Origin of the sequence: Pseudomonas sp. A0308 (assembly GCF_044218815.1) — a bacterium.
In the GTDB taxonomy this organism is placed as follows: domain Bacteria; phylum Pseudomonadota; class Gammaproteobacteria; order Pseudomonadales; family Pseudomonadaceae; genus Aquipseudomonas; species Aquipseudomonas iridis.
Genome location: NZ_CP162581.1, coordinates 847,180 through 868,032, shown reverse-complemented (window position 1 = coordinate 868,032; position 20,853 = coordinate 847,180). Strand labels below are relative to the sequence as shown.

At 60.4% G+C, this 20,853-nt stretch carries 17 protein-coding genes; 7 read left to right on the top strand and 10 right to left on the bottom strand.

From position 1 onward, the window contains the following. Positions 1-65 precede the first annotated feature (65 nt). On the top strand, positions 66-1,211 hold the full coding sequence (locus AB4P92_RS03980) for an integrase core domain-containing protein (RefSeq protein WP_261736165.1): 1,146 nt from the start codon (positions 66-68) through the stop codon (positions 1,209-1,211). Positions 1,212-1,424: 213 nt separating this feature from the next. On the opposite strand, the gene preA is transcribed toward AB4P92_RS03980, so the two are convergent. The 3 genes from preA to hydA form a co-directional block, all read right to left on the bottom strand. Further along, positions 1,425-2,699 (bottom strand): NAD-dependent dihydropyrimidine dehydrogenase subunit PreA, encoded by a 1,275-nt coding sequence (gene preA / locus AB4P92_RS03975; protein WP_042559667.1) that lies wholly within the window; start codon positions 2,697-2,699, stop codon positions 1,425-1,427. After that, positions 2,700-4,067: an NAD(P)-dependent oxidoreductase gene (locus AB4P92_RS03970; RefSeq protein WP_395598926.1), complete on the bottom strand. Its 1,368-nt coding sequence runs from the start codon at positions 4,065-4,067 to the stop codon at positions 2,700-2,702. Between the two features lie 165 nt (positions 4,068-4,232). After that, positions 4,233-5,672, bottom strand: coding sequence for a dihydropyrimidinase (gene hydA, locus AB4P92_RS03965; protein WP_042559665.1), 1,440 nt, complete (start codon positions 5,670-5,672; stop codon positions 4,233-4,235). A gap of 624 nt (positions 5,673-6,296) precedes the next feature. Between hydA and AB4P92_RS03960 the strand changes: the two genes are divergently transcribed. Both AB4P92_RS03960 and AB4P92_RS03955 read left to right on the top strand, forming a co-directional pair. After that, a complete protein-coding gene (locus AB4P92_RS03960) occupies positions 6,297-7,781 on the top strand; it encodes an NCS1 family nucleobase:cation symporter-1 (protein ID WP_261736830.1) in 1,485 nt (494 codons plus the stop codon). 173 nt (positions 7,782-7,954) lie between these two features. Beyond that, positions 7,955-9,238, top strand: coding sequence for a Zn-dependent hydrolase (locus tag AB4P92_RS03955; protein ID WP_047300624.1), 1,284 nt, complete (start codon positions 7,955-7,957; stop codon positions 9,236-9,238). 192 nt (positions 9,239-9,430) lie between these two features. Here the strand turns inward: AB4P92_RS03955 and AB4P92_RS03950 are convergent, their stop codons facing one another. Continuing rightward, positions 9,431-10,201 (bottom strand): alpha/beta hydrolase, encoded by a 771-nt coding sequence (locus AB4P92_RS03950; protein WP_395598925.1) that lies wholly within the window; start codon positions 10,199-10,201, stop codon positions 9,431-9,433. A gap of 112 nt (positions 10,202-10,313) precedes the next feature. Here AB4P92_RS03950 and AB4P92_RS03945 point away from each other — a divergent pair, with 112 nt between their 5' ends. Beyond that, positions 10,314-11,258, top strand: coding sequence for an aldo/keto reductase (locus AB4P92_RS03945; protein WP_395598924.1), 945 nt, complete (start codon positions 10,314-10,316; stop codon positions 11,256-11,258). Here AB4P92_RS03945 and AB4P92_RS03940 read toward each other — a convergent pair. Beyond that, a complete protein-coding gene (locus tag AB4P92_RS03940) occupies positions 11,255-12,154 on the bottom strand; it encodes a LysR family transcriptional regulator (RefSeq protein WP_395598923.1) in 900 nt (299 codons plus the stop codon). The genes AB4P92_RS03945 and AB4P92_RS03940 overlap by 4 nt on opposite strands. Positions 12,155-12,351: 197 nt before the next feature. Here AB4P92_RS03940 and AB4P92_RS03935 point away from each other — a divergent pair, with 197 nt between their 5' ends. After that, positions 12,352-12,828 carry a cupin domain-containing protein gene (locus tag AB4P92_RS03935; RefSeq protein ID WP_395598922.1) on the top strand — a complete coding sequence of 159 codons (477 nt, stop codon included), beginning with the start codon at positions 12,352-12,354 and terminating at the stop codon, positions 12,826-12,828. Positions 12,829-12,894: 66 nt separating this feature from the next. Here AB4P92_RS03935 and paoC read toward each other — a convergent pair whose 3' ends face one another. From paoC to AB4P92_RS03915, 4 genes are all read right to left on the bottom strand, one after another. Beyond that, complete coding sequence (paoC, locus tag AB4P92_RS03930; RefSeq protein ID WP_395598921.1) at positions 12,895-15,093, bottom strand: aldehyde oxidoreductase molybdenum-binding subunit PaoC; 2,199 nt, start codon at positions 15,091-15,093, stop codon at positions 12,895-12,897. Then, positions 15,090-16,043, bottom strand: coding sequence for a xanthine dehydrogenase family protein subunit M (locus AB4P92_RS03925; protein WP_047300710.1), 954 nt, complete (start codon positions 16,041-16,043; stop codon positions 15,090-15,092). Before AB4P92_RS03925 ends, paoC begins: the two co-directional genes overlap by 4 nt. Continuing rightward, positions 16,040-16,663, bottom strand: coding sequence for an aldehyde dehydrogenase iron-sulfur subunit PaoA (paoA, locus tag AB4P92_RS03920; protein WP_047300711.1), 624 nt, complete (start codon positions 16,661-16,663; stop codon positions 16,040-16,042). Before paoA ends, AB4P92_RS03925 begins: the two co-directional genes overlap by 4 nt. 265 nt (positions 16,664-16,928) lie before the next feature. Next, on the bottom strand, positions 16,929-18,683 hold the full coding sequence (locus AB4P92_RS03915) for an L-lactate permease (protein WP_042558744.1): 1,755 nt from the start codon (positions 18,681-18,683) through the stop codon (positions 16,929-16,931). A 243-nt stretch (positions 18,684-18,926) separates the two neighbouring features. Between AB4P92_RS03915 and AB4P92_RS03910 the strand changes: the two genes are divergently transcribed. Continuing rightward, entirely contained in the window at positions 18,927-19,133 is a 207-nt protein-coding gene (locus tag AB4P92_RS03910; protein ID WP_042558745.1) for a hypothetical protein, read from the top strand. A gap of 57 nt (positions 19,134-19,190) precedes the next feature. Here AB4P92_RS03910 and AB4P92_RS03905 read toward each other — a convergent pair whose 3' ends face one another. After that, the gene (locus AB4P92_RS03905) at positions 19,191-19,466 is read right to left on the bottom strand and encodes a hypothetical protein (RefSeq protein WP_042558746.1); all 276 of its coding nucleotides are present in this window, start codon (positions 19,464-19,466) and stop codon (positions 19,191-19,193) included. Between the two features lie 303 nt (positions 19,467-19,769). Between AB4P92_RS03905 and AB4P92_RS03900 the strand changes: the two genes are divergently transcribed. Next, positions 19,770-20,852 (top strand): hypothetical protein, encoded by a 1,083-nt coding sequence (locus AB4P92_RS03900; RefSeq protein WP_395598920.1) that lies wholly within the window; start codon positions 19,770-19,772, stop codon positions 20,850-20,852. Position 20,853: the final 1 nt, after the last annotated feature.

Below are 20,853 nucleotides of genomic sequence, written 5' to 3'. Positions count from 1 at the left end.
ATCCTTTACATTTGAGACCGGGGACATGGTTTACAGGTATCAATCATGGTCAGGAGGTGCTGACCATGCCCTGGAATCAAGAGTCCCCAATGGATCAACGAGTGAAATTAGTCAGCGACTGGCTTAGCGGCGGCTTTACCAAGAGCCAATTGAGCCGGCGCTATGGCGTCAGCCGTCCAACCATCGACAAGTGGCTGGAACGGTATGCAGCGTTGGGCGTGGATGGCTTGAAAGAGCAATCGCGCAAGCCGTTGAACTGCCCTCATCAAACTCCCGATGAAATCATTGCCACGCTGCTGACCAAGAAAAACGAACATCCTGATCGAGGGCCTAAACAGATCATTGATCGTCTACGTGTCTCCGATCCGGATATCCACTGGCCGGCTGCGAGCACCGCCGGGATATGGTTGAAGAAGGCTGGCCTCGTTACCGCGCGGCGACCCTATCCCGTGCGCCCCCGCGCTCCGACACATTTACGTCCGGTCGACCAACCCAATCAGACCTGGTGTGCTGATTACAAAGGGCAGTTCAAAATGCAGGACGGTAACTGGTGCTATCCGCTGACCATTACCGATCAGATGAGCCGCTTTTTATTCGTCTGTCGCGCTTTGCCCAGTACGCACGGAGCGCCGACGCGGGAAGGCTTCGAGTGGGCTTTTCGAGAATATGGACTGCCGGATGTGATCCGCACTGACAATGGCGCTCCTTTCGCGTCGACAGGTCTGGCGCGACTTTCGAAGTTATCAGTTTGGTTCATCAGGCTTGGAATCCATGTCGAAACGATTACGCCTGGCCGTCCCGACCAAAATGGTCGACATGAACGGATGCATCGAACGCTAAAGGCAGCAGTGTCACCGGCGGAAAACCTGGTGCGCCAGCAGCTGGCTTTTCAGGATTTCATCCAAGACTTCAACCACCACCGACCGCACACCGCGCTGGGCATGAAACCGCCGGCATCTGTCTATAGCCCGTCGACACGCGCTTATCCCGGTTACTTGCCTGCGCTTGAATACGGTTCCGATGTTGAAGTACGCAAGGTTCGGTCAAATGGGGAAATTAAATGGAAAGGACAACTGATTTTTCTAGGAGAGGCTCTGATTGGAGAGGACATCGCGCTGAAGGAAGTGGCTGATGACGCTTGGGAACTGTACCTTTGCAGCCACTGTTTAGGCAGGCTTGAAAGCGGCGCCAAACGCGTTTCAAGCCTGTAAAGGTGTAAACGATGTCCCCGGTTTAATTTGTAAAGGATGTACCGGTCTCTACAACCGTGGTGTCTGGCGGGCTACGTCGACCTGAAAGACCGAGGCGTTTATGGATTCGCTACGGCACTTTCAGGCCGGCGGAGCTTTGAAGCATCCCCCAATCAGTCCCCTCTCCCTCGGGGAGAGGGTTAGGGTGAGGGGCTGTTGGGATCAGCACGCGATCTAAACCGCGACGTGATACGGATTCCTCGGATCATGATTCCAGTCCAGAAACGGCTTGCCCGTCTCCATCGGCACCATCTCGATGCAGTCCGCTACCGGGCAAGTGATCTGGCACAGATTGCAGCCGACGCACTCATCATCGATCACTTCATATTTATGCGTGCCATCGGCCTCGCGAACACTGCTGATCGCCTGATGTGAAGTGTCCTCGCAAGCAATGTGGCAACGCCCGCAACCAATGCAAGCCTCCTGATCGATCTTCGCAATCACCTGATAGTTGATGTCCAGGTACTTCCAGTCCGTGGTGTTGCCCACCGCACGTCCGGAGAACTCAGCGATGCTGGCGTAACCCTGACTGTCCATCCATCGTGACAGACCGTCCTTCATCTCCTCGACAATCCGAAAACCATGCAGCATCGCCGCCGTGCACACCTGCACCGCGCCGCTGCCCAACGCCATGAATTCCGCTGCATCACGCCAACTGCCGATGCCGCCGATGCCGCAGATCGGCAGGCCCTGGGTCAGTGGATCGCGGGCAATTTCCGCAACCATGTTCAGCGCAATCGGTTTCACCGCCGAGCCGCAGTAACCGCCGTGGGTGCTTTTGCTGCCGACGGTGGGCAGGGCGACCATGTGTTCCAGATCGACGCTGGTGATCGAGTTGATGGTGTTGATCAGCGACACCGCATCCGCACCACCGCGATGCGCCGCGCGGGCGGCGACGCGGATGTCGGTGATGTTTGGCGTCAGCTTCACGATCACCGGCAGCGAGCAGTAAGTCTTGCACCAGCGCGTCACTTGTTCGACGTACTCGGGCACCTGACCGACCGCCGCACCCATGCCGCGCTCCGGCATGCCGTGGGGGCAGCCGAAGTTGAGTTCGATGCCATCGGCCCCGGTGGCTTCCACCAGCGGCAGAATGTATTTCCACGATTCCTCAACACACGGCACCATCAGCGACACAATCAGCGCGCGGTCCGGCCAATCCTTTTTCACCTGAGTGATTTCGCGCAGGTTGATCTCCAGCGAGCGGTCGGTGATCAACTCGATGTTGTTGATGCCCAGCACTTCGCGGTTGTTGCCGTAGTGCGCCGAGTAACGCGACGACACGTTGACCGCCGCCGGGTCCTCGCCCAAGGTTTTCCAGACCACGCCGCCCCAGCCCGCCTCGAAGGCGCGGACCACGTTGTAGGCTTTGTCGGTCGGCGGCGCGGAGGCCAGCCAGAATGGGTTAGGGGCTTTGATGCCGGCGAAGACTATCGAGAGATCGGCCATTTACGCAGCCTCCACGTTAAGCATCAGTTGAGCGTTGATCGCCTCGGCGGCGAGCTTGCCGTGTTGCACCGCTTGCACCGTCAGGTCCTGATCGAGGCTGGTGCAGTCGCCACCGGCATACACGCCGGGAATACTGGTGCGCAGGTTTTCATCGACCTGAATCCGTTCGCCCTGACGCTTGAGTTCACGGGCCATCGGGTCGGTGAGGGCGCTGCCGTCGAAGGACTGACCGATGGCTTTGAAGATCGCATCGGCCGCCAGTTCGAAGGTTTCCCCGGTGGTTTGCAGACGACCGTCGACCAGATCCGTGCGGGCGAAACGCATGCCGCGCACGCGGCCCTGATCATCGAGCAGCACCTCTTCCGGTTGCGCCCAGGTCAGCAGGCGCACCTGATTGGCTTTGGCGATGTCCTGTTCATGGCCGGTTGCGCCCATATCCGCCGCGCCACGGCGATACACCAGATTCACATCGCGAGCACCGAGGCGAGCCATTTGCACCGCCATGTCGATCGCGGTATTGCCGGCGCCAAGGACGATGCAGCGCTCGGCCAGCGGCAGTTGCGTCAGGTCATCGGCCTGACGCAGTTCGCGGATGTAGTCGGTGGCGGCGAGCAGGCCGGGGGCGTCTTCGTGGGCCAGGCCCAGTTGTTTGCTGGCGTTGAGGCCGAGGCCGAGGAACACCGCGTCGAACTGTTGATGCAATTCGCTGAGGGTCAGGTGTTCGCCGAGTTTTTGCCCATGGCGGATTTCGATGCCGCCGATTTGCAGGAGGAAATCCAGTTCCTTCTGCGCGTAATCGTCGACCAGTTTGTACTTGGCGATCCCGTATTCATTGAGCCCGCCAGCCTTTTCCCGCGCCTCGAAAATCACCACATCGTGACCGTGCATGGCGCTGCGATGGGCGCAGGACAAACCCGCCGGCCCGGCGCCCACCACCGCGATGCGCTTGCCGGTCGCAGCGGCGCGCTGGAACGGGTGTTCGGTGAAGTGCGCGTTGTCCACGGCGTAGCGTTGCAACAGGCCGATCAGCACGGGTGCGCATTCCTGGGCGTTGTTGCGCACGCAGGCTTGCTGGCAGAGGATTTCGGTCGGACAGACCCGCGCGCAACTGCCGCCGAGGATGTTCGCCGAAAGGATTTTCTGCGCGGCACCGGGCACGTTGTCCTGATGGATGTTGCGGATGAATGAGGGAATATCGATCTCGCTCGGGCACGCATTGACGCACGGCGCGTCATAGCAATACAGACAACGCGACGCTTCCAGATGGGCTTGCCGAGCATTGAGCGGCGGCGCCAGATCGGTGAAATGACCGGCGAGGGCGGCCGCGCTTTCGTGCGGGTGGGGGAGATGGTTCAGGGTCTCGATCACGGTTTTTTGCCTCACGGTTATTGAGGTTCTCTGCCTCTGATGGGCAGTGGTTTTTGTAGCGTTCGGGATGGCTTCATCGCTGGCAAGCCAGCTCCCACAGGGATCTATGGTGCTCACATAACCTTGTGGGAGCGAGCCTGCTCGCGAAGGCCGAAGGCCTGGATTTCAGCGTTTCACAGCTGTCGGCTTATGTTGCTCAGCCCGCTTGCTCAGCAAATCAAACACCGCCGGATACGCCGGTCGTTCGATGTACCGTCCGGCACCCCGTTCGGCGCGCAAGTCGCCATCGGCCCAGACCACACGGCCCTGGCTGACGGTATGGCTCGGTACACCGCGCACGGTCTTGCCTTCGAAGATGTTGAAGTCCACCTGCTGATGGTGGGTCTTGGCGGAAATGGTGCGCGTGCCTTGCGGGTCCCACAGCACCAGATCGGCATCGGCGCCGACGCGAATCGCGCCTTTGCGTGGGTAGAGATTGAAGATCTTCGCGGTGTTGGTGGAGGTCAGCGCGACAAAATCCTGCATCGAAAAACGCCCGGTATTGACCCCTTCATCCCATAACAGCGCCATGCGGTCTTCGATGCCGGCAGTGCCGTTGGGGATCTTGCTGAAGTCGTCGCGCCCGGCGGCTTTTTGCTCGGCGCAGAAACAGCAGTGGTCGGTGGCGGTGGTGTGCAGATTGCCGTTTTGCAGGCCATGCCACAGCGCTTCCTGATGGCCGCGTGGACGAAACGGCGGACTCATCACGTAACCGGCGGCGGTCTGCCAGTCCGGATGTTGGTAGACGCTGTCATCCAGCAATAGATGGCCGGCCAGAACCTCGCCGTAAACCGGTTGGCCCTTGCTGCGCGCATAGGTGATTTCGTCGAGGGCTTCCTTGGTCGAAACGTGCACCAGATACAGCGGCGTGCCGATTGTTTCGGCAATGCGAATGGCCCGACTCGCCGCTTCACCTTCAACCTGCGAAGGACGAGACAGTGGATGTGCTTCCGGCCCGGTGATGCCCTGGGCCATCAATTTGCGTTGCAGGTGATAAACCAGCTCGCCGTTTTCTGCGTGCACGGTCGGCACCGCGCCGAGTTCCAGACAGCGCTCGAAACTCGCCACCAGCGTGTCGTCGGCGGCCATGATCGCGTTTTTATAGGCCATGAAATGCTTGAAGCTGTTGATCCCGTGATGGCTGACCAGTTCGGCCATTTCCTCGCGTACCTGCTCGCTCCACCAGGTGATCGCGACATGGAAGCCGTAGTCCGACGCCGATTTTTCCGCCCAGCCGCGCCACTGATGAAACGCCTCCATCAACGACTGCTGCGGATTGGGAATCACGAAATCGATGATCGAGGTGGTGCCGCCGGCCAGACCCGCCGCGGTGCCGCTGAAGAAGTCTTCGCTGGCCACGGTGCCCATGAACGGGAGTTGCATATGAGTGTGTGGGTCGATGCCGCCGGGCATCAGGTATTGACCGCTGCCGTCGAGCACTTCAGCGCTGGCGGGAACATCAAGGTTTTCACCGATGGCTTTAATCACGCCGTCAGCGCAATAGACGTCGGCGCGATAACTTTCATCATGGGTAACAACGGTGGCGCCACGGATCAACAGAGACATTCCGAGTTCCTCGCAGGCATGACCGACTTGTGCCGGTTCTAAATGTTTTATTGATGTACAGCGGCGAAGGGCGTATTCCTGTCATCGCTGTCAGGAATAGAAACTAGCCTCAGTTTTACAATAGATCAAGATTATTTTTTATAAGCTTATATCTTAATTAAGTTACTGATAATTAACGAAAAATAATCAAAATCACCAAAATGGTGAGCCTGCTCACCATTTTGACGCACTTGACAGGATGGAAATATGGTCAAGATTTCTTATGTGAAATCAGCCGCTTGAAGTTGAGCTGCGGTTGATCGCTCATCAACAAAAAAAGTGCAGTGCACCAGTTTGAGTCCTGTCTGTTCGGACAACTAGCCAAGCGTTTAGCCTGAGCGCCCAGACAAGTTTCCAAAGGCTCACCCGGTGAATAATTAAAATCGAGCAATATCAGAAAGTTGCAATGCGTTTAATGCACGGCCCGAGCGCTGAGCGGTACACCCGGCACGTTTATTGATGCCGCCGCTGACACCATGGCCGGAGCATGAAAGTTGTCAGTTCCTCCGGCCATCGTCCGGCTCGCGCCCCATGCGCCAGTCGCCTGATGAGCAAAAAAATAATCAGAAGAACAGTGGAGCGGCCATGCAACAGATCAGATCGCAAGTGACCGAGCGCGACGGCTTGTTTGAGCTTGAAGCCGGCAGCGACGTCCTCGACAGTCCCCGTTACAACCACGACATGGCACCGACCAAGGTGCGCGAACGAACCTGGAACAAATGGCACATCACCGCATTGTGGGTAGGCATGGCGATCTGCGTGCCGACCTACACCCTGGGCGGCGTGCTCACGGCGTATTTCGGCCTGAGCGTCGGCGAAGCGCTGTTGGCGATTCTGTTTGCCAACGTCATCGTCCTGATTCCGCTGACACTGAATGCTTTTCCCGGCACCAAGTACGGCATTCCGTTTCCGGTATTGTTGCGCTCATCATTCGGCATTCTCGGTTCCAACGTGCCGTGCCTGATCCGCGCACTGGTCGCGTGCGGCTGGTTCGGCATTCAGACGATGTTTGGCGGATTGGCGATCCACCTGTTTCTCGGCTCGGTGTTCGAGGGCTGGAAATCCCTCGGTGGCACCGGCGAGGTGATCGGTTTCATGATCTTCTGGGCGCTGAACCTGTGGGTGGTGATCCGCGGTGCCGAGTCGATCAAGTGGCTGGAAACCTTGTCCGCGCCGCTGCTGGTCGCGGTCGGTATCGGCCTGCTGGTGTGGGCGATGCCCAATGTGTCGATGACCGAGTTGCTGGCGATCCCGCCCAAGCGCCCTGAAGGTGCGAGCGTGGTCAGTTACTTCGCCGCCGGGCTGACGGCGATGGTCGGCTTCTGGGCCACGTTGTCGCTGAACATTCCTGACTTCAGTCGCTACGCCAAGAGCCAGAAGGATCAGATTGTCGGGCAGATCATTGGCCTGCCGCTGACCATGTTCCTGTTCGCCTCCCTCGGCGTGATCATGACGGCCGCGTCAGTGAAACTGGTCGGCGTGACGGTTGCTGACCCGGTCACCCTGATCGGCCACATTCAGAGCCCGGTATGGGTTGCGGTGGCGATGGCGTTGATCATCATCGCCACGTTGTCGACCAACACCGCTGCCAACATCGTCTCGCCAACCAACGACTTTCAGAACATCGCGCCGAAGGTCATCAACCGCACCAAAGCCGTGTTGCTGACCGGTCTGGTGGGGCTGGTGTTGATGGCCCATGAGCTGTTGAAAAAACTCGGTCTGATCGTTTCCGACGTCAGCCTCGAAACCGTGTATTCCAACTGGCTGCTGGGCTATTCGAGCCTGCTCGGGCCGATCGCCGGGATCATGGTGGTGGATTATTTCCTGATCAAGAAACAACAACTGGACCTGGCCGGGTTGTATCGCGACGACGTTTACCCAGCTTGGAACTGGGCCGGGTTCGTCGCGTTTGGTGTGCCGGTGGTGCTGACCTTGCTGTCGCTGGGCAGTGATGCGTTCAGCTGGTTTTACAGCTACGGCTGGTTCACTGGCTCGGCGTTGGGTGGAATCATTTATTACGGGTTGTGCGTGATGCGAGCGCAGCCTTCGGTCGTGAAATCGGCGGTGTGAGGGAGGGCCTCATCGCTGGCAAGTCGAATCGTCGCACCGCAGCTCCCACAGGTATTTGAGTGAACACATATTTTGTGTACGACTTGAACTCTGTTGGAGCTGGCTTGCCAGCGATGGCGATCTCACAAACGCCACAGCAATATCCATAAGAAAAGCAGCCTGAGGAGATCCCCATGAACGCAGCTGTAGACGTTCTGCAATCGACCCATCAGCACATCAACCGCGACCGCTTATGGGCGTCGTTAATGGAACTGGCCAAGCTCGGCGCCACGGTCAAGGGCGGTGTCTGTCGCCTGGCCCTGACCGACCTCGACCGCCAGGCCCGCGACCTGTTTGTGCAGTGGTGCAAGGACGCCGGGTGCAGCGTCACGGTCGATGAGGTCGGCAACATCTTCGCCCGCCGCGCTGGGCGCAATCCGAGCCTGCCACCGGTGATGACCGGCAGCCATATCGACACGCAACCCACTGGCGGCAAGTTCGACGGTTGCTTCGGTGTACTCGCCGGTGTCGAGGTGTTGCGCACCCTTAACGACCTCGGCGTGGAAACCGAAGCGCCGCTGGAAGTGGTGGTCTGGACCAACGAAGAAGGCTCGCGTTTCGCGCCGTGCATGATGGGTTCTGGCGTGTTCGCGGAAAAATTCACCCTCGAAGAAACCCTCGCCAAAGTCGATGCCGATGGCGTCACCGTTGGCCAAGCGCTGAATTCAATCGGCTATGCAGGGCCGCGCAAAGTCAGCGGGCACAAGGTCGGCGCCTATTTCGAGGCGCACATCGAACAAGGTCCGATTCTGGAAGACGAACATAAAACCATCGGCGTGGTGCTCGGCGCGCTGGGGCAGAAGTGGTTCGACCTCAAGCTGCGTGGCGTCGAAGCCCATGCCGGGCCAACCCCGATGCACCTGCGCAAGGACGCATTGGTCGGCGCCTCGGTCATCGTCGGCGCCGTCAACCGCGCCGCCCTCGGCCATCAACCCCACGCCTGCGGCACGGTCGGTTGCCTGCAAGCCTATCCGGGGTCGCGCAACGTCATTCCTGGCGAAGTGCGCATGACCCTCGACTTCCGCCATCTGGAACCGGCGCGCCTGGACTCGATGATCGCCGAGGTAAAGCAAGTCATCGAGGCCACCTGCGAAGAACACGGCCTGACCTATGAACTGACCCCGACAGCCGACTTCCCGCCACTGTACTTCGAAAAGGGCTGCGTCGACGCTGTGCGCAGTGCCGCCAAGGGTCTGGGCTTGTCGAACATGGACATCGTCAGCGGCGCCGGCCACGACGCGATTTTCCTCGCTGAACTGGGGCCTGCCGGGATGATCTTCGTACCGTGCGAAGGGGGCATCAGCCACAACGAAATCGAGAATGCCGCACCGGATGATCTGGCGGCGGGGTGCGCGGTGTTGCTGCGGGCGATGCTGGCGGCTTCGGCGATGGTGGCGGGGGGGGAAGTCGCTGCCTGAAGATTGCGCGCTGGTCCCATAGTGCAAGGCCGTCGGTTTTGGTGTTGCGAGGGCAGGCCCCATCGCTGGCAAGCCAGCTCCCACAGGTTCGATGTTGCTCACCAGAATCGGATGCACAACCGGACCCTGTGGGAGCTGGCTTGCCAGCGATGGGGCCTGCCCTGACAACAAAAACTCCCTGCCCGATAATCCTCAGCGATTCAACACATCCCCCATCCACTGCAAATATTCCCCCCGCTCGGAAATCGAGTTGTGCCCCGAATCCGGCACAACCTTGAGCAGCGCAACACCTTTGGGGAAACTGCCCAGCAATCGCTCGGTGCTGGCGCGGGGAATGACCTCGTCATCACTCGCCGCCAGCAGCAACGTCGGCACGCGGATGTGCGCGGCGTACTTGCCTGACTCGAAGCGATCCTTTAGCAACCACTTCACCGGCACCCATGGGTATTGCCGCGCGGCGATTTCTTCGAGGCTGTTGTAGGGCGTGACCAGAATCAACTGCTGCACCGGGCGTTGACTGGCCAGGCGAACGGCGACACCCGAGCCCAGGCTGCGTCCGACCACGGCGATCTGTGTGTGGCTGGCATACACCTGATCGAACAATGCCAAGGCATCTTCGGCAATCGCCTCTTCGGATGGCGAACCACCGCTGCCGGCGAAGCCTCGGTAATTGAGCAGGTACAACGCGTACTCGGGAAAAGCTTGGGCGAACTCCGGCAAATTGCGCGAAACGTCCTCGGCATTGCCACCGAAATAGATCAACGCACGCGGGCCGACGCGTTCGCGGGTGGTGACCCAGATATCCGCATCCGGCATCGACAGTTTCAGCCGCGAATCCAGCGAATCGACGGCGCCGGGCTGCGGGAAATAGATCAGCGAGCGCTGAAAAACGAACAGCGCCGCGCACAGCACCAGGTACGCGGCGACGATCAATGCGACGAGTGACATCAGGGTTCGGGACATTCGGCTACTTTTAACGGGGTATGAAGGTTTGCTGTCGCAGTGTAGTCCAGCGGATGCAAGCGGCAGCCTGCGCACACAACGTGCAACAGATCCACGCTGCAGGGGAACCAGCATGAGCCACACTGAGGGTTACTCCCGTCGCCGATTGCTCACCCTGGCTGCCGGCGTTTCGGCGGTGTTCACCTTTGATCGGGCGTTGGCCACTGCCACGTCGTCCGCCGCTTCCGGAGGCCAAGCCATGCAGACCCGCGCCATCCCATCAAGCTCCGAGTCCCTGCCCGTGGTGGGCCTGGGCACCTATCGCGGCTTCGACGTCGCGTCGGGGGATCCGGCCTACCGGCAATTGCCGGTGGTGCTCGAGGAACTGTTCGCCAAGGGTGGCACGGTGGTCGACAGTTCACCCATGTATGGCCGCGCCGAAGAAACAACCGGTGAGCTGCTGTCGATCCACGAACCACGTTCGCCGGCGTTTCTGGCGACCAAGGTATGGACACGGGGGCGCAAGGAAGGCATCGCGCAGATGGAGCAGTCGTTCAGTCTGTTGCGTACCGAGCGTATCGACCTGATGCAGATTCACAATCTGCTCGACTGGCAAACCCACCTGCCAACCCTGCGCGAATGGAAGGAGCAGGGACGCATTCGCTACATCGGCATCACTCACTACACGTCGTCCGCTTATGACGAAGTCGAAGCAGTGCTGAAAGCCGAGCAACTGGACTTCCTGCAAATCAACTATGCCCTCGATGATCGTGGCGTGGAAAAACGCATCCTGCCGCTGTGCCGCGAGCGCGGTGTGGCGGTGATTTGCAACCGGCCGTTTGGTGGCGGAGAGTTGTTGGGAAGCCTCAAGGGCAAGCCGCTGCCCGCGTGGGTGTCGGATGTGCAGGTGAGCAGTTGGCCGCAGTTGGCGCTGAAATTTTTGCTGGCGCACCCGGCGGTCACTTGCGTGATTCCCGGCACCGGTAATCCGCGCTACATGGCGGATAACGTCAAGGCCGGGTTCGGGCCGACGCTCACCGATGCGCAGCGTCATCAGTTGATTGCGTTGGTGAGTTAGTTTTCACCGCGAAATCGCAACGCCTCCAGCAACAGCGCAAATGCCGGTGCCGCCTGACGCCGGCTCGGGTAGTAGAGGTGATAACCGTCAAACGTCGGGCACCAGTCTGCCAGCACCTGCACCAGGCGTCCTTCCGCCAGCAGAGGCGCGACGAGGTTTTCCGGGATGTAGCTCAAGCCGAAACCGTCCAGTGCGGCATCGAGCAACGGATAGACGCCGTTCAAGGTGATTTGCCCGGACACCCGCACGTTCAGGCTTTCGCCGTCCTTTTCGAATTCCCAGGTGTACAGCCCGCCGTTGGTGGGCAGGCGCAGATTGTTGCAGGCGTGCCCGGTCAGATCGCGTGGGGTGTCTGGCGCTGAACGAGTGGCAAAGTAGGCCGGCGAACCGACGACGGCCATGCGCATGTCCGGGCCGATGCGGGTGGCGATCATGCCTTGGGCAACGTCTTCACCCAAACGCACGCCGGCATCGAAACCCTGGCCTGCGATATCGACGAAACCGTAGTCGCAGCAGACCTCCACGGCGATGTCCGGGTATTGCGGCAGGAATGTTTTGAGCACCGGGCGCAGCAGCCAGTCCAGCGAGTGGTCGGTGGCGCTGATGCGGATCTTGCCCGCCGGGGTTTCACGCAGGTTGCTCAGGGCGGCGAGTTCCTGCTCGATCTCCTCGAAGCGCGGGCCGACGGTTTGCAGCAGATGTTCGCCGGCCTCGGTGGGGGAGACGCTGCGGGTGGTGCGGGTGAGCAGACGCAGGCCGAGGCGTGTTTCCAGTGCGCGAATGGTATGGCTGAGCGCCGATTGCGAGACGCCGAGCTTGGCCGCGGCTTTGGTAAAACTGCGCTCGCGCGCCACCGCTAGGAAAGCGAGCAGGTCGCTGGCGTTTTCACGAAGCATTGATTAGTTTCCTGCATAAGTTTTTTCAGATTCTAGTCGATTATCTAAACAGTGCAGCCCGGTAGAGTGAACGCATGTCTCGTGCAGGCGCTGCCGCAGGCTGCGATGTTTTGACGTCGTTTTTAGAATCAAGATCAAGAGATCGCAGCCTGCGGCGGCTCCTACAGGGGGATTCAATCATTTTTCTGGAGAATGCCATGAACCCGATTGCTGCCTCTGCGCTGACCCTTTCCTTGCTCGCTGGCGAGGTTCAAGCCAATGAACAAGTGCGTGTGACGGTAACCCCCAACGGTTCGCAACCCTCGGCCAAGGGTCCGGCCGATTGGTTCACCGGGACCGTACGCGTCGATGCGCCGTTCAAGGGCACCGACGAGGCGCGAGTCAGCGGCGCCACCGTTACCTTTGAGCCCGGCGCACGCACGGCGTGGCACACCCATCCGTTGGGTCAGACGCTGATTGTTACTGCCGGTTCAGGTTTTGTGCAGGAATGGGGCCAGCCGATTCGCGCGATTCGCCCCGGCGACACGGTGTGGATCGCACCGGGGGCCAAGCATTGGCACGGCGCAGCACCGACGACGGCGATGACGCATATCGCCATTGCTGAAATGCTGGACGGTCGTGTGGTGGAGTGGATGGAGCAGGTGAGTGAGGCGCAATATCCGCGCACCGAGTAACCCGATGACCCTCACCCCAGCCCTCTCCCAGTGGGAGAGGGTTAGGGTGAGGGGCTCTTCAGGTCTTCAGATCATCGCCGGCAAGGAATCGAGAATCTTGTCCAGCGTGATCGGATACTCCCGCACTCGCGCTCCGGTGGCGTTGTAGATCGCATTGGCCAGCGCCGCACTCACCCCGCAAATCCCTAACTCACCCACACCCTTGGCTTTCATGGGCGAGGAAATCGGGTCGGTCTCATCAAGGAAAATCACCTCCTGATGCGGGATGTCGGCATGCACCGGCACTTCGTATCCGGCCAGATCATGGTTGACGAAGAAACCGAGTTTTTTATCGACCGCCAATTCCTCCATCAACGCCGCGCCAACGCCCATGGTCATGGCGCCGATCACCTGACTGCGCGCCGCTTTCGGATTGAGAATCCGCCCGGCCGCGCACACCGCGAGCATCCGCCGCACACGAACTTCGCCCGTCGCCGCATCCACCGCTACTTCGACGAAGTGCGCGCCAAAGGTTGACTGCTGATACTGCTTTTCGAGGTCGGCGAATTCGATGCTGTCTTCAGCCACCACCTCGCCATTTTTTGCCGCCTCTCGCAGCGCCACACTCTTGCCGCCGACCCGCACCTGACCGTCAACAAACTCCGCCTGATCAGCCGCGAGGCCCATTTTTCCGGCGATCGCTTCACGCAGTTTCACGCACGCGGCATACACGCCGGCAGTCGAGCAATTGCCGCCAAACTGGCCGCCGGAACCCGCCGATACCGGGAAATTCGAATCGCCCAGCCGCACCACGACATCGTCGATGCCCACGCCCATCATTTCTGCGGCGGTCTGCGCGATGATCGTGTAGCTGCCGGTTCCGATGTCGGTCATGTCGGTTTCTACAGTGATCTTGCCGTCACGCTCGAGCCGCACCCGCGCGCCAGACTTCATAAGCAGGTTGTTGCGGATCGCCGCGCCGACGCCCATGCCGATCAGCCAGCGACCTTCGCGACGGCTGCCGGGTTTGGCGTTGCGCTTGTCCCAACCGAATTTTTCGGCGCCGGTTTGCAGACATTCGATCAAGCGTCGTTGCGAGAACGGGCGCTCGGTTTTTACCGGGTCGACCTGGGTGTCGTTGAGGATGCGGAACTGCACGGGATCGAGTTTGAGCTGTTCGGCCATTTCGTCCATGGCGATTTCCAACGCCATCAATCCCGGCGCTTCGCCGGGTGCGCGCATTGAGTTGCCTTCAGGCAGATCCAGCGGCGACAGACGCATGGTGACCAGACGATTTTGCGCCGCGTACAGCAACTGACTCGGCTGCGCCGCGACTTCGACCTTGCCCTCCGCGAGATTGCCCGACCAGCCTTCATGCGCGATGGCGGTGAGCTTACCGTCCGCGGTGGCGCCCATGCGGATACGCTGGATAGTGGCGGGGCGATGCGTGGTGTTGTTGGCGACCTGTGGGCGGGCGAGGGCGACTTTCACCGGTCTGCCGGCCATGCGCGCACCGAGGGCCGCGAGGATCGCGTCAGCGCGAATAAACAGTTTGCCGCCGAAACCGCCGCCGATGTAGGGCGAGATCAAGCGGACTTTTTCCTTGGGCAGGCCGAGGGTTTCGGCAATGTCGCCGACGCTCCAGGCGATCATCTGGTTCGACGTCCACAGCGTCAGTTGGTCGCCTTTCCAAGCGGCTAGAGTCGTGTGGGGTTCCATCATCGCGTGGGACTGGTCGGGGGTGGTGTAGGTCTGGTCGAATTGCACCGGGGCACCGGCGAACGCTGTCGCGAAATCGCCGTGGGTGACGTCGGGCATTTCTTCTTTCTGCTCGACGCCTTGGTCACGCACGCTGGCCAGATCGAACTCGCCTTTGCTCGCGACATAATCGACCTTCACCAGTTGTGCGGCGGCGCGGGCCTGCTCGAAGCTCTCGGCAACCACCAGTGCAACGGCCTGGTGGTAGTGCTGAATCTCGGGCCCGGCTAACAAATGCGCGGCGTTGTACTGGCCTTTGCCAAGTTTGCCGGCATTGTCGGCGGTGACGATGGCCAACACGCCGGGCGCAGCTTTTGCGTCGGCGAGATCAATGTGGCTGATGCGACCCTTGGCGATAGCCGAACCGACCATGAAACCGTAGGCCTGATCGGCCACGGCTTCATGCTGTTCGTAAGCGTAAGGCGCCTGGCCGCAAGTTTTCAGCTTGCCTTCGATACGATCGGTCGGCTTGCCGATCACCTTCAATTGATCGATCGGGTTGGTGGTGGCGGGCGTGTCGAATTTCATGCTTCTTCCCTCGCTTGCGCCAACACCGAACCGAGCGTGCGCTCGACCAGGGTCAGTTTGAATTGGTTGTCGTGAGTCGGCGTGGCGCCGTCGAGCAAGCGTTCGCTGACGGCTTTTGCGCCCTTGGGCAGCAGCGCTTCAGCCGCTTCCACGCGCCACGGTTTCGGCGCAATACCGCCGACCGCGACGCGGCCGCTGCCGTCCTTTTGCAGGATCAAACCCACGGACACGAGGGCAAAGGCGTACGAGGAACGATCGCGTACCTTGTGATAAATGTGCGTGCCACCCACCGGCGCAGGCAACGTCACGGCCGTGATGAATTCGCCGGCACCGAGGCTGGTTTCGATGTTCGGCGTGTTGCCCGGCAACAGGTGGAAATCGGCCATGGCGATGCTGCGGGTGCTGCCGTCGGGTTTCACCGTTTCAATCTGCGCATCTAAGGCGCGCATCGCAATCGCCATGTCGCTCGGGTGCGTGGCGATACAGGCGTCGCTGACGCCGATGATCCCCAACTGCCGGGTGACCCCGCCAATTGCCGAACAGCCACTGCCTGGATTGCGTTTGTTGCAGGCCTGATTTGTGTCGTAGAAGTACGGGCAGCGGGTGCGTTGCAACAGGTTGCCGGCGGTGGTCGCCATGTTGCGCAACTGTCCGGAAGCACCGGCGAGCAAGGCGCGGGACAGCAGCGCATAGTCTTTTCTGACCCGGGCGTCGGCCGCCAGATCGGTGTTGCGCACCAGCGCGCCGATGCGCAAACCGCCCTCGGGCGTGGCTTCGATCGTGTCGAGGCCCAGGTGGTTGACGTCGATCAGGTGCAGCGGGGTTTCGATGTCGAGTTTCATCAGGTCGAGCAGGTTGGTGCCGCCGGCGATGAACTTCGCGCCTTCGATCTGCGCTGCTTGCGCCGCTGCGGCAGGGGAGTCGGCACGGCTGTAATTGAACGGTCTCATGCCGGCACCTCCGCGACTTCAGTGATGGCTTCGATGATGTTCGAGTAGGCGCCGCAGCGGCAGATATTGCCGCTCATGCGCTCCTGGAATTCGGAAGCGATCAGTTGTGGCGACTCGGTCAGGCTGGGGCTGACGTGGCTGGGAATGCCGTCGCGGATTTCCTTGATAACGGCGACTGCCGAGCAGATCTGCCCCGGCGTGCAGTAACCGCATTGATAGCCATCATGCTTGATGAACGCGGCTTGCATCGGGTGCAGGTTGTCCGGCATGCCGAGGCCTTCGATAGTGGTGATCTCACTGCCTTCGTGCATCACCGCCAGCGTCAGGCATGAGTTGATCCGCCGACCATCGGCGATCACCGTGCAGGCACCGCACTGGCCGTGGTCGCAGCCTTTTTTGCTGCCGGTCAGGTGCAGGTGTTCACGCAAGGCGTCGAGCAGGGTGGTGCGGTTGTCGACTTCAAGGGACTGGGGTTTGCCATTGACTTGAATGGTCACTTTGTTCATGGCCGGTTGCTCCAGGTTGGCGGCGTAGGCCTTGAGGCTGATGAATGGCGGCATCGCGAACGCCGTTGCGGTGACGGCGCCGAGAATCATAAATTTACGTCGGGAAATCGGCATGGTTCGATTCCTATTTCTCTCAATCAGGCGGCAGGTTTGCGAAAGGCCCATAGGGGCATGCCGGCATGTTTGCCAGTCTCGGTCTAGGAGTGACCGCTGGAGGGAGGAAAAGGTTTTTGCGGATTTTCGCTATAGAGTTATTTACTCAGCTCATGAATCAGCAAATGGACACGCTTCCCTGTAGGAACTGCCGAAGGCTGCGATCTTTTGATCTTGCCAAACAAAGTCAAAAAATCGCAGCCTTCGATAGCTCCTGCAGGGGGGGTTAGTGGCCGCCGACGACCATGTGGGTGAATGGTGAAACGTAGGCCTGCAACGTCACCAACCCGCCCACCAGAATCGCCAGCACAATCGAGTGGAAGAACACGTAGCGCAGAATCTCGCCCTCATGCCCATACCAACGGGTTGCCGTGGATGCGACCACAATCGACTGCGCATCGACCATTTTGCCCATCACCCCACCGGAACTGTTGGCCGCTGCCATCAGCACCGGGCTGATGCCAAGTTGTTCCGCCGTCACCCGTTGCAGTCCGCCGAACAGCACGTTGGACGCGGTGTCGGAGCCGGTCAGTGCCACCCCGAGCCAGCCGAGCAGGGTGCCGAACATCGGGTAGAAAATCCCCGTCGCCGCGAACGCCAGGCCCATGGTTGCGTCCAGGCCTGAGTAGCGCGTGAGGAACCCCAGTGCCAGCATCGCCGCGATGGTGATCAGCGAAAAACGTACCACCCACAGTGTGCGCAGGTATTGCTTGATCAGTTGCGGGATCGAATAGCCCATCAGTAAACCGCCGACAATCGCCGCCAGTAAAATTCCGCTGCCGGTGCTGGTCAACCAGGTGAACTTGTAGACCGCCTCTTCGGTTTTCGGCGCAGGCACCACAGGCGGCACCTTCTCGACCTGTTGATGCAGCGTCGTGAACACGATGGCCGGGGCGAAGATCGGATTGGCCTCGCGCATCGGTTTGCCTTGCGGATCGAGTTTGGCTGATTGCGTGACCGGATCAATTGCCGGCCGAGTGTCGAACAGGTTCTTGAAACCCTGCGTGCCCCAAGCGAACACGAACACTGTGAGGATGAACCACGGCATCCACGCGCGCATCACGGCCGGGCGCGCCTGGTCGCTGAATGCGGCGCTGGCGGTGACTTTTTCTTCATCGACCCTGGAGTTGTCGACCCGACCGGACAGCGCCGCCGAGGTGTGAATGGTCGCCGGTTTCCAGACCTTCAGGAACAGCGTCAGGCAGGCCATGGAAATCAACGCGGCGATCACGTCCACCAACATCGGGCCGTGGTAGTTCGATACCAGAAACTGCGGCACGGCGAAGCTGACCCCGGCCACCAGAATCGCCGGCCAGACCTCGAGCATCTTGCGCCACCCGGCGAACGCCCAGATCAGCCAGAACGGCACCAGCACCGAGAAGAATGGCAGTTGCCGACCGACCATCATCGACAGCTCCATCTCGTCCAGTCCGGTGACTTTGGCGAGTGTGATGATCGGTGTGCCGAGTGCGCCGAAAGCCACCGGCGCAGTGTTGGCGATCAGGGCCAGGCCAGACGCGGCCAGCGGCGAAAAACCGAGGCCGATGAGGATTGCCCCGGTCACCGCCACCGGCGTACCGAAGCCTGCCGCACCTTCGAAGAAAGCACCGAAGCAAAAGGCGATCAGCAGCAACTGCAAACGGCGATCATCGGTGATCCGCGCCAGCGAATCCTGCAGCACTTTGAACGAGCCGTTCTCGGTGGTCAGGCGATGCAGAAAGATGATGTTGAGCACTATCCAGCCGATCGGCAGCAAGCCATTGGCCGCACCGAACAGTGCTGCCGAACCGGCCATGGAGGCGGGCATGCCGAACGCAAAGATCGAGATCAACAGCGCTGAAGCCAGTGCAAGCAGCGCCGCCAGATGCGCTTTGACGTGAAAGAACGCCAGCGCCGCCAGCATCACCACCACCGGGACGGCGGCCATGAGCGTGGAGATCACCGGATTGCCAAACGGGTCGTAGATTTGCTGCCATACCATGGTCCACCTCTGCTTTTTGTTATTGAGGGTGCAGATCCATTGCATGGGGTTGGGCTGCAAGCAGTATAGGTGGCATCTCGCCGCTGTTCGGGATGGGCGGGCGAGGCGATAAACGGTCATTAGTGGCCACTGAATCATCCCTGGTTTACCCGGTCGTATTGACGGCTGCGCGCACCGCGTCCTGAAGGCGAGGGCGGCGTGGCCGATTCCGTCGTCAAGACCTTGGTTTTAGGGATGTGTTGAATGAAGCGCGCTACAACGATGCTGCTGACCGTTACCGCCGCCGTATTGCTCGGCGGCTGTGTGGCGGATTTTGATGATGACCACCGCCACGGCCGGCATTACGACCGCGACCATGGGCGCCATTACGACAATGACCGGCGCTGGGACGACCGCGATGACGACCGCCGCGATGGCCGTCGCTATCACCGCGATAGGGATGATGATTGATTGAATACAAGAGGGCGTTCCCGCAAAGGAACGCCCTCGATCATTGGCACTCAGTCATCAAATAAAACGAGCGCTCGCCTGGACGCGGGAACGCGCAGGCACAGAGGCCTCGAGATCCAGCAAATGGGTGGCGAGAATGTCGCTCAGAAAGCGGAACTGATCGTTGATGCCGACCACTTCATTGCTGAAATGATTGGTCGCGGCGGGCATCAGCAGATCTTCGAAATCTTCGTTGAACACCAGTGATTGTGCCTTGTGCGACACAGGTTGCTGGTCGTAGTAGTTGCTGCCGAACACCGGAAAACTCACGGAGAGTGCGATGGTGTGAATCATGATGTGAACTCCTCGTTGCGGTTCGGATGTAGCCATCGTGCCCTGCGTGGGCGGCAGACGGAAGGTGATCGTCGCAATGGTGAATATCGACGGCATTGATGGTCGAGTTTTGCGGCGCTTTGGCTGGCCCCATCGCTGGCAAGCCAGCTCCCACAGTGATCTTCGGTGAATACAAATTCAGGAACGACGCGAAACCTGTGGGAGCTGGCTTGCCAGCGATGCGGCCAGAACATCCAGCAACACCGCCGACTGACCCACCTATACTCAAATCTGCTCCCTCCTCATTTAAAGGACACACCCACCGTGAGCCTGCGTGCGCTGGTCGTCGCCGCGCTGTTTTTGCTGGCCGGCTGCGCCACGTCGGCCCGGGCTCCAGTGACCGCTGTGCAGGCTGTGGTGGTGTCGCCCGCGACCTGGCAACAGATCGACCGCGAAATCGTCAACGCATCGCAGCAAGCCACCGAGCAGGTCAAGTTGTTCGCCCGGGGCTCAATGGAACATTGGCGCACTCGCGTCTATCAGCAAACTGAAGAAAATTTCATCCCGTGGTTCAGCAGCTACTGGACCCAGGAATGGCTGTCGATGAAGGTCAGCTGGTACTCGATCAGCGCCGGTGACGAGCAGGATGCCTCGGCCAAGCGCCTGGCGACGTATCTGCTTGATCAGTATCAGAAAAGGGTGCTTGCGCCGGTCGCGGTGGAGGTAGACCCGGATGCGATCCTGGGCCAGTCCACGGCGTTCTATGCAGAGCTGATGGCTCGGCAGATGCCGCTCATCGCCCAGCGTCACCGCGTGCCAATTGCCCAGCTCAACGGTCGTTTGCAGAAGATCCCGGCCATTGCCCTCGGACCACCGCCGGCGCGGGATGCCTCGCTGTACAAAGTCATCAGCACCGAACCGTTGAACAGCCTGCCGGCATACGCGGCTCTGATCGACAAGATTCACACCGACGGCGGCGCCAGAGGCATCGCGTCGACCGACGCCGGCATGGCACCCGTCGCCAAGCGGGCGAGCCAGCGAATGGAGGCGGAAATGGCTCCCCGCGGTGCCGCCAGTGCAGTCGCGGCAGCGGCGGGCAAACTGGCCGGGGCGATGATTTCCGTCGGCGTGATGGGCATCCGCGCGATCCTCCAGGCCAACGACCGGCCCGACAGTGAGGCGCTGATACGCAGCAGCCTGGGCAACACTTTCGATAAGGCCTGGCTGAAACTGGTGCAGAACCCGACCACTGGCGTGATGGCCGGCACGCTGCACATGGCCGGGCAGGTCGAGCGCAATCTCGGTGGGCTTGATGAGCCGTCGGTCGGGTTTGGGGCGAATCGTGTCGAATGGCGTCCGCCGGAATCGACTACCCAGCAGATCGAACCCAACGTACCAGGAGAATGAT

Bases quoted from the DNA above. Each gene is read 5' to 3' on its own strand.
- AB4P92_RS03980 (WP_261736165.1), top strand. From the start codon at position 66: ATGCCCTGGAATCAAGAGTCCCCAATGGATCAACGAGTGAAATTAGTC.
- preA (WP_042559667.1), bottom strand. From the start codon at position 2,699: ATGGCCGATCTCTCGATAGTCTTCGCCGGCATCAAAGCCCCTAACCCA.
- hydA (WP_042559665.1), bottom strand. From the start codon at position 5,672: ATGTCTCTGTTGATCCGTGGCGCCACCGTTGTTACCCATGATGAAAGT.
- AB4P92_RS03960 (WP_261736830.1), top strand. From the start codon at position 6,297: ATGCAACAGATCAGATCGCAAGTGACCGAGCGCGACGGCTTGTTTGAG.
- AB4P92_RS03955 (WP_047300624.1), top strand. From the start codon at position 7,955: ATGAACGCAGCTGTAGACGTTCTGCAATCGACCCATCAGCACATCAAC.
- AB4P92_RS03950 (WP_395598925.1), bottom strand. From the start codon at position 10,201: ATGTCCCGAACCCTGATGTCACTCGTCGCATTGATCGTCGCCGCGTAC.
- AB4P92_RS03945 (WP_395598924.1), top strand. From the start codon at position 10,314: ATGAGCCACACTGAGGGTTACTCCCGTCGCCGATTGCTCACCCTGGCT.
- AB4P92_RS03940 (WP_395598923.1), bottom strand. From the start codon at position 12,154: ATGCTTCGTGAAAACGCCAGCGACCTGCTCGCTTTCCTAGCGGTGGCG.
- AB4P92_RS03935 (WP_395598922.1), top strand. From the start codon at position 12,352: ATGAACCCGATTGCTGCCTCTGCGCTGACCCTTTCCTTGCTCGCTGGC.
- paoC (WP_395598921.1), bottom strand. From the start codon at position 15,093: ATGAAATTCGACACGCCCGCCACCACCAACCCGATCGATCAATTGAAG.
- AB4P92_RS03925 (WP_047300710.1), bottom strand. From the start codon at position 16,043: ATGAGACCGTTCAATTACAGCCGTGCCGACTCCCCTGCCGCAGCGGCG.
- paoA (WP_047300711.1), bottom strand. From the start codon at position 16,663: ATGCCGATTTCCCGACGTAAATTTATGATTCTCGGCGCCGTCACCGCA.
- AB4P92_RS03915 (WP_042558744.1), bottom strand. From the start codon at position 18,683: ATGGTATGGCAGCAAATCTACGACCCGTTTGGCAATCCGGTGATCTCC.
- AB4P92_RS03910 (WP_042558745.1), top strand. From the start codon at position 18,927: ATGAAGCGCGCTACAACGATGCTGCTGACCGTTACCGCCGCCGTATTG.
- AB4P92_RS03905 (WP_042558746.1), bottom strand. From the start codon at position 19,466: ATGATTCACACCATCGCACTCTCCGTGAGTTTTCCGGTGTTCGGCAGC.